At 39.6% G+C, this 14,275-nt stretch carries 11 protein-coding genes; 7 read left to right on the top strand and 4 right to left on the bottom strand.

The window, feature by feature from the left end; translation table 11 throughout:
- Positions 1-380: 380 nt before the first annotated feature.
- The gene (locus AACW45_RS14985; RefSeq protein ID WP_190633355.1) at positions 381-1,694 is read right to left on the bottom strand and encodes an ATP-binding protein; all 1,314 of its coding nucleotides are present in this window, start codon (positions 1,692-1,694) and stop codon (positions 381-383) included.
- Positions 1,695-2,303: 609 nt separating this feature from the next.
- On the opposite strand from AACW45_RS14985, the gene AACW45_RS14980 reads away from it, so the two are divergent.
- The 5 genes from AACW45_RS14980 (at position 2,304) to AACW45_RS14960 (ending at position 5,538) form a co-directional block, all read left to right on the top strand.
- Positions 2,304-2,978 (top strand): NIL domain-containing protein, encoded by a 675-nt coding sequence (locus AACW45_RS14980; RefSeq protein WP_190633354.1) that lies wholly within the window; start codon positions 2,304-2,306, stop codon positions 2,976-2,978.
- 69 nt (positions 2,979-3,047) lie between these two features.
- Entirely contained in the window at positions 3,048-3,398 is a 351-nt protein-coding gene (locus AACW45_RS14975) for an NIL domain-containing protein (protein WP_190633353.1), read from the top strand.
- Positions 3,399-3,678: 280 nt separating this feature from the next.
- On the top strand, positions 3,679-4,221 hold the full coding sequence (locus AACW45_RS14970) for a universal stress protein (protein ID WP_190633352.1): 543 nt from the start codon (positions 3,679-3,681) through the stop codon (positions 4,219-4,221).
- A gap of 19 nt (positions 4,222-4,240) precedes the next feature.
- Positions 4,241-4,756 carry a DUF3122 domain-containing protein gene (locus AACW45_RS14965; RefSeq protein ID WP_190633351.1) on the top strand — a complete coding sequence of 172 codons (516 nt, stop codon included), beginning with the start codon at positions 4,241-4,243 and terminating at the stop codon, positions 4,754-4,756.
- A 167-nt stretch (positions 4,757-4,923) separates the two neighbouring features.
- Complete coding sequence (locus tag AACW45_RS14960) at positions 4,924-5,538, top strand: CP12 domain-containing protein (RefSeq protein ID WP_190633350.1); 615 nt, start codon at positions 4,924-4,926, stop codon at positions 5,536-5,538.
- Positions 5,539-5,927: 389 nt separating this feature from the next.
- Here the strand turns inward: AACW45_RS14960 and AACW45_RS14955 are convergent, their stop codons facing one another.
- The 3 genes from AACW45_RS14955 to dndC all read right to left on the bottom strand — a co-directional run bounded on the left by AACW45_RS14955 (position 5,928) and on the right by dndC (position 11,230).
- Positions 5,928-6,185: a hypothetical protein gene (locus AACW45_RS14955; protein ID WP_096645135.1), complete on the bottom strand. Its 258-nt coding sequence runs from the start codon at positions 6,183-6,185 to the stop codon at positions 5,928-5,930.
- 589 nt (positions 6,186-6,774) lie between these two features.
- Complete coding sequence (locus AACW45_RS14950; protein ID WP_190633349.1) at positions 6,775-9,303, bottom strand: cyclic nucleotide-binding domain-containing protein; 2,529 nt, start codon at positions 9,301-9,303, stop codon at positions 6,775-6,777.
- 193 nt (positions 9,304-9,496) lie between these two features.
- Entirely contained in the window at positions 9,497-11,230 is a 1,734-nt protein-coding gene (gene dndC / locus AACW45_RS14945) for a DNA phosphorothioation system sulfurtransferase DndC (protein WP_190633348.1), read from the bottom strand.
- A 163-nt stretch (positions 11,231-11,393) separates the two neighbouring features.
- Between dndC and AACW45_RS14940 the strand changes: the two genes are divergently transcribed.
- Positions 11,394-12,992, top strand: a complete 1,599-nt coding sequence (locus AACW45_RS14940) for a DGQHR domain-containing protein (protein ID WP_190633347.1) — start codon at positions 11,394-11,396, stop codon at positions 12,990-12,992.
- A gap of 90 nt (positions 12,993-13,082) precedes the next feature.
- On the top strand, positions 13,083-14,273 hold the full coding sequence (locus AACW45_RS14935) for a DNA sulfur modification protein DndB (protein ID WP_190633346.1): 1,191 nt from the start codon (positions 13,083-13,085) through the stop codon (positions 14,271-14,273).
- Positions 14,274-14,275: the final 2 nt, after the last annotated feature.

Raw genomic sequence — 14,275 nt, 5'->3', positions numbered from 1 at the left:
AGTAGCGGGCAAGACTTCGGCGTGAGCGCTCAGTCGAACGCTGCCCGCACTATTCCTGGTTTCAAAATGGACGAGGTTTAGTTATATCAATTTAAAAAATAATGCGACAGATGGTAGGGGCAAGGCAATACCCACCTGTGTCAACTTAACGCAAAACCTCTCTCTATCTCGTTAACTGGCTCCCATGCTCTGCGTGGGAGCAATGATCCTGAGGCTCTGCCTCAATTTATCAGCTTTCGAGGCAGAGCCTCGCAATACGCATTTCCAGCCGGAGGCTGGAAACGAGATAGAAGCCTGCAAAGGCAGGCTTTGTACCAATAGCCCCAGGCTTCCAGCCTGCGGGCGATTTATCGGGTAGGCGCATAAATTATTTAAATTCTTCATCCCCGAAACTCCTTCGCCTCCATCAAAATAGGATTAATATCAAACCACGAACCATCCTCATCACGATATTCAAATACAAACATACTCCGCAGCAAAAGCTCGTATTTTTCATCTCCTCTAAAGCTTTTATGTTGCGCAACTTCCCGCAATAATTGCCATTCATCAGACGTAATAGCTAAAGTCAATTCATTGCAGCGTTGTTTAATCACACTCTCAACACAATTACGAGAAATTGGCGGATCTTCTTTTTGTAAACAGCGAAATAATAACATTAACAAATTCCGCAGATGTCCGCCACTAACTCGGCAAATTCTTTCTAATGTATCGGGACTATCAAACACCTGAGTAATTAAGTTGAAATTAGGATTTTGGCTTTGTTCCCAACTCACACCAGGAAAAGCCCTTACCATAATCATCTTTTTCAATAATGTAATTCCCTGCTCAAAGTCAGCACCATTTCTTACCTGCACAGGTACCATCGGTAAAACTTTAGGATCGACGCCAAAACGATTAGTTAATCTGCCCAAAGCCTTGGAAAATACTAACACTAGGGGAATTGTATAAATAACGTGACAATTTAATTGATTTAACTGTTCGCCACGTTCCACAAATAAATATTCTGGCTGGTAATAACCCGATGGTTTTAAAGAATTATCAACTCTATCCAGGTTATCGACAATTACCACCAATCCCGCTTTACCTTTTTCCTTCAGCTTCTCTTTAGCTGGTTTGAGTAAGTCATTATTAATTGCTTCTAAAATTCCATTAGTGCGAGGTTCTAAATATTGGCGCAATTGACTGCGCAGCTTGGGACTATCTTTAGTTCTCGCAGTAATTTTAGCAATTCCCGCCGATAGTTCTACTTCGGAAAGTTCCATCTGCGTCATTAATAAATCAGTAATTTCTTGAAATAAATTTTGAAAATATCCCGGTTTGAGATTTATTTTGATATCTTCTAGACTTTTGCTGACTTCCCGCGCTACAGCTAATAATATATCTGTCACATCCACATCAGCCATATCTAGGCTTTGGCTGGACTCAAAATATACCACATGAAAATTCTGCTTTTCTAGCTCTGCCTTCAGCCGCAGCAATTCCGTAGACTTTCCGCAACCGATATGTCCGGTAAATAACTGACAAGTAGGTGTTTCTGGTGACAATCGCGCGATCGTGCGTCCCAATTCTTCAATAATTTTCGCACCCCGCACCGCAGAAAAATCAATATAATATTGCCGATCCTCTGGGTTGCTGACAACTAAAGTCTTAATGGGGTTCGAGGCTTTATAAAACTTCTGTAAATCCAGTTTCATGACAAATCACCCAATATCTGCCCAATACGACGGCTTATTTAGGTGATTATGACAGAATTTAACCAATTCTCACTGGGATACTACACAAAATTATACCGTCGCCTTTAGGACTTACGCACTGAAGTCTCAAACCCCGATCCCCCTAACCTCAGGGCTGATTCATTCCCTAAAAGACATCAACACGCACAAAGAGTGCAAACGTGTTGAGCCTGGGAACCTGAGCAATCAGGATATTAAGACAGCGATGTTTTAAGAATCTCCGTGGCGTAGCAAGGGAGAGTGTCAAGAATTAATATTCTGTCTAGATGCTAGCGATCGCACATCTTCATCATGGACTAATTGAGTCGCGATCGCACTTGGGCGCACTTCTCAACAACATAGTTCTTAACACTGATTGTTTTTTTGTGATTTTTGTGGCAATATTTTTTACATTCACTAAAATACTATAATACGATAGATTTATCGTAGTTTACAAAGCAGCCTAGAAGAGGAGAATCTAAATGAGACTCATATCCAGTCGGGCAAATTTGGCGAAAATAAATTTTTGTGCTGAAAAATCTTGTTTTTTTGGCTTTTTCAACCATTCAGTGATGATGGGAGGTTAAGCCAATGTCTCCTCGTCAAGCGAAAAATTCTCCCCCAGTTCATAGCCGGATTTCAGTTCCGCAGAAGTATCACAGACAACCTGTAATTTCGCGGTTAGTGTCGCGCTATGGTTTAACAGTCAACATTACAGCCGCATCATTAGTATCAGATAATGACAGCGATGGCTGGTTTGACTTAGAACTATCAGGAAATCCCCAGCATTTAACCAATAGCTTATCTTACCTGCAAGAATTAGGTGTAAATTTAGTGCAAATAGCGATTGCCAACCAAATTCAAATTAATCGCCGGGATTTAGCCGGAAATCCGATGAAGTGGGAATTGGGCGAGGGAGAGAAAAATCTAGTTCCTAATCATGAAACCACGTTTTTGCGATCGCGATCGCGAAAAATCACAGGGCTGTCAGAAGAATATCAAAAATGGTTATCTCATGGTCAAACTAATCGCTTACGCCTACAACTTTGTATTTTGCAAAGTTATCACCAGAAACCTGTAATTTCTCAACTAGTCTCTCGTTATGGATTAACAGTCAACATCATAGGTGCGCGTCTTCACCCCAATATGCAAGATGATGGCTGGTTTGAGCTAGATTTATGGGGTAAAACCAAGCAAATCCGCTCTAGTCTAATTTATCTCACAAAATTAGGATTACCAATTTGGCTTGATTGGGCTAGGGGCTAAGGGCTAAGGGCTAGAAAGAGTTTAATTGATTGCTTAATAAAAATTTTTGAAATACTGATTTATAGTAAAATGACCGCATTTAATCAAGTTCAATTTAAAACCAAGAGTAAATTTTCTGTTTTTGGTTCTGCGATCGCATCAATTCATGACAAAAACCAGATTACTCAAATTCGTGTATGTGTATATATTCCGAAATCATACCTAAATGAGCCAGTAATTTCCCGGTTAATTTCTGATTACGGCTTAATTGTTAACATTACTGGCGCAATGCTAGAAGCAAACACAGATAGCGCTGGACGTTTTGACTTAGAAATTCGCGGAAGTGTGGCTCAAATCAATCATGGTATAGCTTATCTTGAATCTCTCAATCTTAAAATAATCGGCAAACCCCATGTAAATGGTGATAGTTGGTCTTACTAATTAATAGTCAATAGTCAATAGTCAATAGTCAATAGTCAATAGTCAATAGTCAATAGTCAACTGTCAACAGTCAACCATTACAACTATTTTTACAAACCACCTGCCTATCCTCACAAGTTCCTCAAATTTAAGAGCTATAAAATAAGCGTATACAGCAGAGGGCTGACCAAAACACTCAGGCTAACTCTTAAAACATATGTATTTATTAGTGAGCAAACATAATTGAGAACTCAAAGCCAGAAACCTCTATTGCCATTTATCACTAGAAGCAGAGGTATATATGTTTACCAAGATTTTAGTTGCCTTAGATCGTTCGCCAACGGGGAAACAGGTTTTTGAGCATTCCTTAGCTTTAGCAAAGGCAACAGGAGCTAATTTAACACTACTGCATGTTCTATCTGCGGAAGAAGAAGGTAGTCCTTACGCACCTGTATTATCTAATTTTGATTATTACCCAGGTTTAGGTAGTCAAAGCTTCGAGTACTACCAACAGCAATGGGATAAATTTAAAAATCAAGGCGTGCAAATGTTGCAAGAGTTCTGCGCGGAAGCCAACACAGCAGGAGTGAATGCAGAATTTATCCAACAACTTGGTAGCCCTGGAAAGCTAATCTGTCAATTAGCCGTTCAATCTAATGCTGATTTAATTATCATGGGGCGTCGTGGACGTTCAGGATTAAAGGAACTATTTCTTGGTAGTGTAAGTAACTATGTTCTTCACCATGCTCCATGCTCAGTGCATGTGCTTCATGTTACCGCTAATATTGCCCAAGCCCAAGAACTTGTGGCAGAACCTAGCGTTAAAGTAGGGGTTGGAAATTAGGCAATAGGAGGTGTATCTGATGTTGCGTAGCTTCCTACAAATATTTCTCAGGCTACTATTGCTAGGAACGGTGACGATATTTATCATCCTGGGTTTAGATATCAGTACCTCTAAAAGAGCGATCGCTGCTATTACTCGTTTAGAATCAGTACCAGGAGAAATAATTTATCGCTCACAACTCAAATTAGAAGATAAATCAGGACATATTTGGCAAGTAATTTTGTGGAAGCAAATTTATCCAGGGCATCCATCAACTGTAAATCTGCGTTTAGTAGGCTTTCCTGGTTATGCTGAATTAATTCATCCCCAACCATTGCGAATTACCAAAGCTACAGGAGAAGTCTTAATTGCTCCTGATGTTTTCTTAGATTCAGCACCAGCACCAACAATTGGTCAGTATAATTTTCAAGATATATTACCAAAATTACCAGTAGAATCTCTACTACTAAGTATTCCTTTACCTGGCGAGAAATTTATTAATATCTCTGTTCCTCAATCTGTAGTGAAAGAATGGCAAACGGTATTAAAGGATTAAGGGCATTGGGCAATAGTCAATAGTCAATAGTCAATAGTCAATAGTCAATAGTCAATAGCCAATAATCCAAAGTTATTTCTTCTCCCCTGCTCCCTGCTCCCTGCCGCTCTACTTCCTATTGCTCCCATCTACCACATTATTAAAAGACTTTTTGGAGACTATTCATTATGTTGAAAGCAGCAGATATTATGACGAGAGATGTTGCTACAATTCGGAGTTCTGCGACTGTTGCTGAAGCTGTAAAATTATTAAGATCAAGAGATTGGCGGGCGTTAATTGTGGATCGTCGTAACGAACAAGATGCTTATGGAATTATTAGCGAAAGCGATATTGCTTATAAGGTAATAGCTCATGGTAAAGATCCGCAAACCATGCGTGTATATGAAATCATGACTAAGCCTTGTATTGCTATTAATCCCAACCTTGGTTTGGAATATGTAGCCAGATTATTTGCCCAACATCATCTTCACAGAGCGCCAGTTATCCAAGGCGAGCTATTAGGAATAGTCTCACTCACCGATATTCTGGCTCATAGTGAGTTTTTAGAACAACCACGAACATTGTTATTAGAACAAGAATTACAAGACGAAATTCAGAAAGCTCGCCTAGTCTGCGCACAAACAGGCGTTCGTTCCCAAGAATGTGCGGCTGCATGGGATGTTGTCGAGGAAATCCAAGCAGAGATAGCACATCAACGCTCTGAAAAGTTTGTAAAAACAGCTTTTGAAGATTATTGTGATGAATATCCAGAAGCAATAGAAGCAATAACATACGACCTTTAAAAGTACCGTTAAATAATACTTTTCAAAGCTCTAATGTGAGAATTACACCCTGCATTACAGCATTTTTCACCTATTTGAACCACATCTGTGTAGGGGCACAGCAATGCCCATTGGTGTCAACTTAAGCTAAAAGCTATATACAGCGCGTGTTGTACAAAAACCCTCGCCCTCATCCCCTAACCCCTTCTCCCTGAGGGAGAAGGGGAATTGAATCTATTGCTCCCCTCTCCCTCAGGGAGAGGGGCTGGGGGTGAGGGCAAAACCTTTGCACAAAGCGGATTTTACGTTAAGTTGACACCAATGAGCAATGCCATGCCCTATAGAATATATTGATGTGTCGCGAACATTATTTAAATTGGTGTAATTTGATTTTTGAAGCAAGAATTACTTTAAAGTTCGCTTGCTGTCGTAGGTGCAATAACTTCACCTGTACCTATTTCCAAAAGCAAATCTTGGTCAGTAATCAGTTCATTGAGTTCTTTTACTTGTAAATTCATTTCTTCACAAGCTTGCCTTAATTCGCTGGCAAATTTATTGAGGTCGTTACCATAACCGCATTGATAAGCAGCAGTTTCAATTCCTTGCTTGGCGTTTGCTCTCGCACAATCTACTAATTCTGTGCCTTGCAATGGTGTTGTGGATGCCATAAATCTCTTTGCTATTTATTACCTATTTTTCATTAATACAATATCAATTATTTATGATTTACTCATCCATCTATGGGTTAGGGTTGTTAATAGTCATTGGTCATTTTTGAGAGACGCGATGAATCGCGTCTGTACAAGCGTCATTGGTCATTTGTCATTGGTTGATAATTTATTTACCGATGCCCTATGCCCCATGCCCCATGCCCTATGCCCTATGCCCATAATTTATAAAATTAACCCTTGGATTGAATTTAAATTCAACCCAAGGGTTAATTTTGCTTTGTCCTTTACTTAACATTTGTAAGTTTAGGCTATTTATTATTAAATATTAGCCAAGCTTACTTATAGCTGGTAAATGCACTTAGCTGATATTCTGTCTCCCCACACATGGCACACGCGCTTAATTAGACCATGGGCAACAAGCAAACAACTATCTTGTGATGAAGCTTTTATTTTCATCATGTAGTTTTACATTAGCTGTTATGTGGTGATAATTTATCAATCTTTAGATGTAAAACACGCTTTCTTTTATCAGTCTTTAGATGTAAATTCTACATTCAGTTTATTGCTTGAGCAATTTAGCAACAAACTATGCAACAATAATTACCCACATACTAGCTGCTAAGGCAATAGTTGCTAAGTGTTGCCAAATCAAGGTGATTATTGGTTGTTTTGCTATTTTTTGTGTTAGCAGTATCGACAATAAAACAGCAAAAATTAGGGTTGTGCCTTGTAAAAAGTCAATTACTGCTGGATGTACTAATAATATCGGTAATTGCTCGCTATTTAACCCAAAAGTGGCAAAAGTAATGGGTAAAATCCGTCCGCCTTCTGCCAAACCTAAGCGGAGATAATGGGCTAGGTTACCTCCTAATACTAATGGTAAATAGCCATAGGCTAACTCAATAAATGTCTTAGGTTTGCGACCAAAATTAAATAGTTTGGTTAAGCCATAAGCGGCTAAGGGAATTGTCACTGGAAGGAGTAAAGTTATTAAGGATAATTTTGTATGCTGCCAAAAAACAGTTAAATCAAAGTTTAGCCCTAACCAAGCTTGTATTTCTGGTAAGCGATGCAGATATATACCACCTAATAATAAAAATAACAGCGCGACTTCATAGCTACGGGCTACATGAGTTGTCCAAAGTTCAATTCCTGGGGGACGCAAGTTAAATTCTACGGAACGATGGGGACAGGCTTTTAAGCAAGTCATGCATAATACGCAATCTCTGTTATCTTCCAACTGGGCGGGGTGAGAGTATAAAGGACAACCATCGGTTTCCATTCCCTCGCCTTTTTGCGGCCCGCCTTTGTAGCATTGATAGGTGGTACAAGTTGCAGAACAGATACCTTGTTGCGCCCTTAATTCTGTCATGGAAAGTTTAGCGAATAAACCGTTCATTCCGCCAATAGGACAAAGATAGCGACACCAAAACCGCCGTTCAAAGATTGCAGAACAAATCATTGCGCCGGCGGTGATTAAGAGTAGCAAACATGCAGAGAGATAAGCGGTGTTTTCTAAATCCCAGAGTTCTTCCCAGAGAAAAATTAAGGTAAATAGCCCAAATAAAAACCATCCTCCCCATTTTTCCGCTTTTTCTCTAGGCCAGCGTTTGAGTTGTCTGGGAAACAACCAGAGTGATAATTGCTGCGTAATTTCACCGTAGATCATGAAGGGACATACTGCACACCAAATCCTGCCTAAAAAGGGAAAGAGGAAGAGAAAGACAGGCCACCACCAAGCCCAAAATAAGATTAAACCGAAATTGCGATCGCGTGTTTGCGGCCCGATAAATAATACACCAATCAAAAAAGCAAAAGCCGCAACAGTAAAACCATAGTTAATGCGATCGGGCCACCAATCACTGCGTAAAAACTTGCGCAACCCTGGATACATATTTAACAAGTTGACGCGAAATTGCTTTTTCTTCGGTTCTGCTGACCAAAATATTTCTTCTGTTAATTCTTTCCCTTCGCCAACTTGAACGATCGCTCTTTCGACTAAATTTTTTAATTCTTTGAGATTACCGGGAAAATCGTAAGCTTGCAAGCGGCGTAAAGCTTCTGGGGTGACATGGGGTTTAGTTAGACCTCGCGCCCGACTGTAAAGGCTGGTGTAATATTCTACTTGCGCTTTAATATCAGCTTTCCGTACCCGCAATGGTGGGACTTTAATGACATGGCCTACCTGTCTTTCAATGATAGATTGGGCTTTTTCCGAGACAATTAAAATCTTAACTTTACTGGTACGGGGTTCAGCTTTTGGTTCTCCCGGACGACTCACAGGAGTATATGTATTTGTTTGCAGTAATTGGGCGACAGCTGGTAATAATTCTGGGGGTAATTCTTGAATATTATTGAGAATTAAACTACCTTCACCCAACAATTCTAAAAGTCCAGGTTTACCGCCAGCACGACCAAATAAATCTACACCACTAGTTTGGAGAATGCTGCAATTAACTTTAATTATCGGTTCGCGGCGACGGGGCGAACTAAAATGAATTAGAGTGGCGATATTATCTTTTTCTAAACCCGGTTCGCCAAAGATATCTACAGATAAGCGATCGCCCGCAGCAGCGCGAATTTGTTCCCGCAAGCGTACAGCGTAACGACTTGTACCAACAATTCCCCGTTGCGCTTTGGTGACTAAATATGGACGTAATGCGATCGCCCGTTCTTGTTCGTAGCTTAAAGCAGATGTGACTTCAGCTAATTCTTGCACTAATAAGCGCGAAAAAGCTTGATTTATCTCTGGATATTGACTAGCTAAACTGCGAAATTTATCAGCCGGGATTGTCCACAAATGACATTCATTCAGGGTGATAATTGTGAATGGGGCGAATTCGTCTAAGAGTAATTCCTGTAGGTTAATCACTTCACCAGGAAGAAAACCACGGGCTAAAGCTGAGTGATTTTGATTACTAGTTTCACACTCTAAATGTCCGTCTTGAACGATGTAAAGTGCTTCTGGCGGAGTATCTGCGGTGACTAAGGTTTTACCTTCAGGTATAACTTGTAACTCCATCGCCTGTGCGATCGCCTCTAAAACTCTAGGTGAGAGAATTCCTAAAGGCGTGCGTTCTTGTAGCCAAATCACTGTATCACCAGATGCAAGCATAGATTCCCCGTGTCGGCTGTATTATTCAAATGTTAAAACACTTGGGTGATAATGGGGCATTGGGGAGGCAGTGCGTTGGACGGGTTTCCCGGCTTGTTCGCTGAAAGCGTTCCCGAAGGGTAGCAACTGCCGTCATTGGGCATGGGATAATAATCCTTTTCCTCCTTGTCCCCTTCCATCCATACTTGACTCTTTATTGAGAATCACCTTCCGGCGTTGTTTCTTTATTTTTAAATTTCTTTTTTCCCCAAGCTTTTGATTTACTATTTGGTAGATCATTAGTTTCATCCACAATTTCTGTATTTACTGTTGAATTCGTGGCTACTAGATCCTGAGTTTTTGAAGTTCTTTCTGAATTAGTTTTTGTTACATCTGTATTTGTTGTTGTCGTAACGGCCAAATCACCTAAAGTTAGCTGCTTAATTTTTTCAATATTGCCTTGAGCAACTGCTTGTTTCAAATTACGTGTTAAATGAGCATAATCAACTGCTTGTTTTTGATTTCTAGAACTAGTTACAAAACATTTTTCTAAGGATTCATATATCCCTACACGCCGCGCCATTTTACGGAATTGGCGTTCTGTATCTAGCAGTTTTGCCATTAATTCTAAGTGCATACCGTCATCTGCACAAATTTCTTCTAGTACCGCCCATTCATCGCTACCGAGTAAACTATTATCAGCACCAGGACGAGGATCGCGGAATACTTCACCTGTTTCTTCTTGATAAATTCGGGGTAAGCTATCATCAAATTCGTGTTTTTCTTCTAACCAAATGCGGCGGATTTCGCTCATTTCTTCGATGGTAATTAAAGTTATATCGCGCATATTTTCTGGTGCTGTGCTGCGGATTTGAGTTTGTGCAGCTAATAATTTTCTTAGCCAATATTCACGCCAATATTTAGTATATGGGCCTGGTATTGGTTCTACAGAAATTTCCCCATCTTTATTGCGCTCAAATAATTGCACTTCACCCCAGATGCGGCGAAAGTCTCTTTTCTCGCGATCGTCTTTAATATCTAATTCATTGCGAATATCTAATAAAGGCTGCATCCATTCTTTTTCTTCATCATTTTGAATCATCGCCTCCATTGATTTATCTTTATTAACTAATGTACAAACCCAGCATCCAAAGCGGGAATCACCACAACTAGGAGTAGAAGTATCAACTACAAGGGGGCATTCATTATCTGCTGTTGCTCCTCGATACATGGTGAATAAATCTTTATTGCTGTTTCCCCAAGGATTGTCATATTGATTGAGATAAATCCAGACATCATTATTACTCCAGTCTTCAATGGGCGTATAAATTAGAGAGTTAGGTAAACTGGCATTGGGGCTGAGGCGATCGCGTACTCTCCCCATTTGATGCTTTTCCATTGTCGCCGCACGTTTTGCGCTTTCGGCTTTGCGAGTACCCAAAACCAGAATAGTTTCACCATTGGCACGCACCATCTCACGGATGAAGTGGTTAGCTGGATTAATTTTCAATCTTTGGGTACACCAACGAAATTGATTACGGGGTGCTGGGTAACCTTTACCAATCAGGTTTACCCAAAATGTGTCTTGAACGACTGGTTGCAGCAAATGCGGTTCTACGGGCATTCCTTGTGCTTGTGCCGCAGACTTTAGCTGTTGTAAGCATTTGCGTACCCAAGCAGAGACGATAGGATTCTCTACCTGAGTGTCTGTAGTAATTACATGGATTTTTTTAGTTCGTTTGTCTTGGGGAAGAAGAGCGATCGCATTCCAGACTAACTGTAGCGTTGTACTAGAATCTTTTCCCCAAGAGACTCCTAGCACCCAAGGGATTTGATCTGAGCAATATAAATCTTGGATTTCTTTGGTAAGATTCTCTATGTCTTCTACTAAATCTGCAACAGTACGCGATCGCTGGCTTTTATTTTCTGGCTGTTGTGCTGTAGCCATAGCTCCTTTCCTATCTAGACATGGGTTTTAGTCACCCCTGTTATCTGTACTGCAAGAGCAACCCTTGTATTGTAAAGCGTAAAGTTTTTAAAAACTTTTATATATTAACTGAATTTCATAGAAAATTAGTTGGTAGCAAATTCTGCAATTTTTTAAAATTAACATGAAAGACAGTAAATCCGATCCAACTGCTGACATCGCTAGAGAATACCAAGAACGGGAAACCAAGGATAAACAGGTACTTGCTTTACTTTTAGAGAAGTTTTTGGAGAAAAAGGATCGGATTCTCGTCCAAAAAACTGAAATGGGGGGAACGGAAGCTTATGTTGGTTCTGTCACCCTGGAATGGTTCGCGGGTAGGGTTCACTTCGCTTCTGGTTTACCTTTATTTCAAAATAAATACAATTCCGACACAGATAACATCGAAATTGACGCAGATAGCATTGATGAAATTCAACAACGCCCCCTTGATTGGTCTCGTCAAGCACCTTTGGTACAGTATTTATCAGCAAGAAAAAATCATAAGTTTCCCCCGGTGTTGGTAGTAATTAATCAATCTTGGGTGGACGATCCCAAAGCTAGTGAGTGGAACAATGAGGGAATCGCAACTAAATCGACTACCGATTTTACACCTTTGGATAAAGACGGTAAAGTAGGTTTACTGAATATTTCCGAAGATAATGTCACCATTTATGCATTAGATGGTCAACATCGATTGATGGGTGTACAAGGTTTAATGGAGTTGATTAAAACAGGAAAACTTCAGCGTTACAAAAAAGATAAAACTGCTGATGATAGCTTCATTAAAATAGATGATTTGATTGAGCAATATCAAGTAGATTCGGCTTATTTACAAAGCTTACCTAAAGAGAAAATTGGGATTGAATTTATTTGTGCGGTTGCCTCTGGAGAAACTCGCACTCAAGCAAGACGCAGAGTCAGATCGATTTTTGTCCATGTTAACCTCATGGCTGCACCTTTAACTAAAGGTCAATTAGTACAGTTAAATGAAGATGATGGTTTTGCAATTGTCGCCCGAAAAATTGCCACAAATCATCCGCTTTTAGCACAACAGCCAGAGCGTAAACCTCGTGTTAATTGGAATAGTGCAACAGTTGCAGCAAATTCTACAGTGTTAACAACTTTGCAAGCTATTCAAGATATGTCTGAAAGATATTTAGGGCAAAAATTTCCTCATTGGAAACCTTTAGAAAAAGGTTTAATTCCTATGCGCCCAGAGGATAATGAAATTGAAGAGGGAATTGATGAATTTAGAAAACTATTTGATTCTTTAGCGAGCCTTCCCAGTTATAAAATTCTGGAACATGAAGATACGCCGCAATTACGACGCTTCAGTTTTGAAAAAGATGGCGGAGAAGGAAATATGCTTTTCCGCCCTATTGCTCAAGTGGCATTAGCTCAAGCTCTGGGAATCTTAGTTTTTAAAAAAGGTTTTTCCCTGACAGATATTTTTAAGAAATTACGCAAATTCGATCAGCAAGGCGGCTTTAGTGGTATGGAGTATCCACAATCTCTTTGGTATGGCGTTTTATACGATCCCAATAAAAAGCGCGTACAAGTTGCAGGGCGAGATTTAGCGGCGAAGTTACTAATTTATATCTTAGGTGGAATTAAGGATCGCATGGAATCTGCTGAACTTCGTAAGGCGCTAGCTGATGCTAGAACTATCGAAAACCAAACTATCAGCTTTGATGGTAAGTTCGTTGAACCTCAAGCAGTAGGACTTCCAAATATTTTATAGCTAGCACAGTTAGAAAGTTTTGTATTATGCGGATTATACTAGTTACAATGTATAACATAAGCAGGTCATCTAACTCTTATAGGTATGTATATGACTCAAACAAATGGAGATATTAACAATAGTGTTTCGCCAGAGATAAGAGCTAAGTTTAGCAGCTTTATCGAGCCATTTTTCTCACAATATCACCGCGATCGCTGCTATCCAGGACTTATTTTTAAGCAGGGAAAGCGTACTATGTTGCAAATTAATGTCCCAGCAAGTGACTTTTCTGGGCTTCTCCAAGCCAAACCATCTACTGGTAATGATCCTGATTCTGGTAAAAATCGCCCAGAAGTTAAAGGTCATGCTGATGAAATTAAACAATATATTGTTGAACGTTCGCGAAAAGAAAAACCTTGGATTGTAGGAACTTTGACTGCTAATGTAGCTCCAAAAGATCTAACAATTCTGGAATTGGGTAGAGGAATTTGCCTAGTTGTCATTCCTCGTGGAGTAAAGTTAGATATTACGGATGGACAACACCGTAAACGTGCGATTCACGAATTAATAGAAAGTTCGGAAAGCAACTTAATTAGTGATGATGATTTTGCAATTACTCTAGTTTTAGAGGGTGATTTCCAACAGTGTCAGGCAGATTTTAGAGACATGGCTCAAACAAAACAATTAGATAAATCATTGTTATTATCATTTGGTGAGTTCTCTGGTCGAGTTGGCATCACTAAAGAATTAATAAAAAGAGTCCCAATGTTTCAGGGTAAGACAGAGAAGATTAAATCAAGTCCTGCGACTAAACAAAAGCTGATTTACACCACTAATTTTATAGCTAGGTTTGTAAGTTGCGTTTTTACTAACGATCCAAGTAATCAGCTTAGAGATTATGATGTTTATCAAGCATCAGATGCTTTGGTTATTTGTCTTAATAAGTTTTTCTCAGAATGTAGTAACACTGAGTATATTGCTGATACAACTGTTGAAGAAATAACAATAGACGAAGTAACTGATTTTAAAGAAGACTGTATTTTAGGTATAAGCGTAGGGCTGGAAGTTTTAGGGCGTTTATTGAACTATATATATGATCCAGAAAACAATTCTTTTAATGAAGAAAAAATTTCACAACTAGCACAGCTAGATTGGTCAAGAGAAAACCAACTTTGGAAAGATAACGTAGTTAGAATAGATGCCCAAGCTAAAAATCCAGACAAACCATATAAAATATCTGCTACTGTTAGTGCAGTGACAGATGCAGTCAAAACCGTAAAAATTACACTGGGGTGGATATAACG

It is taken from the genome of Calothrix sp. FACHB-168 (genome assembly GCF_963889195.1).
GTDB lineage: Bacteria > Cyanobacteriota > Cyanobacteriia > Cyanobacteriales > Nostocaceae > Aulosira > Aulosira anomala_A.
The sequence above is the reverse complement of the archived record's forward strand: the minus strand, read 5'-3'. Positions and strand labels throughout refer to the sequence as shown.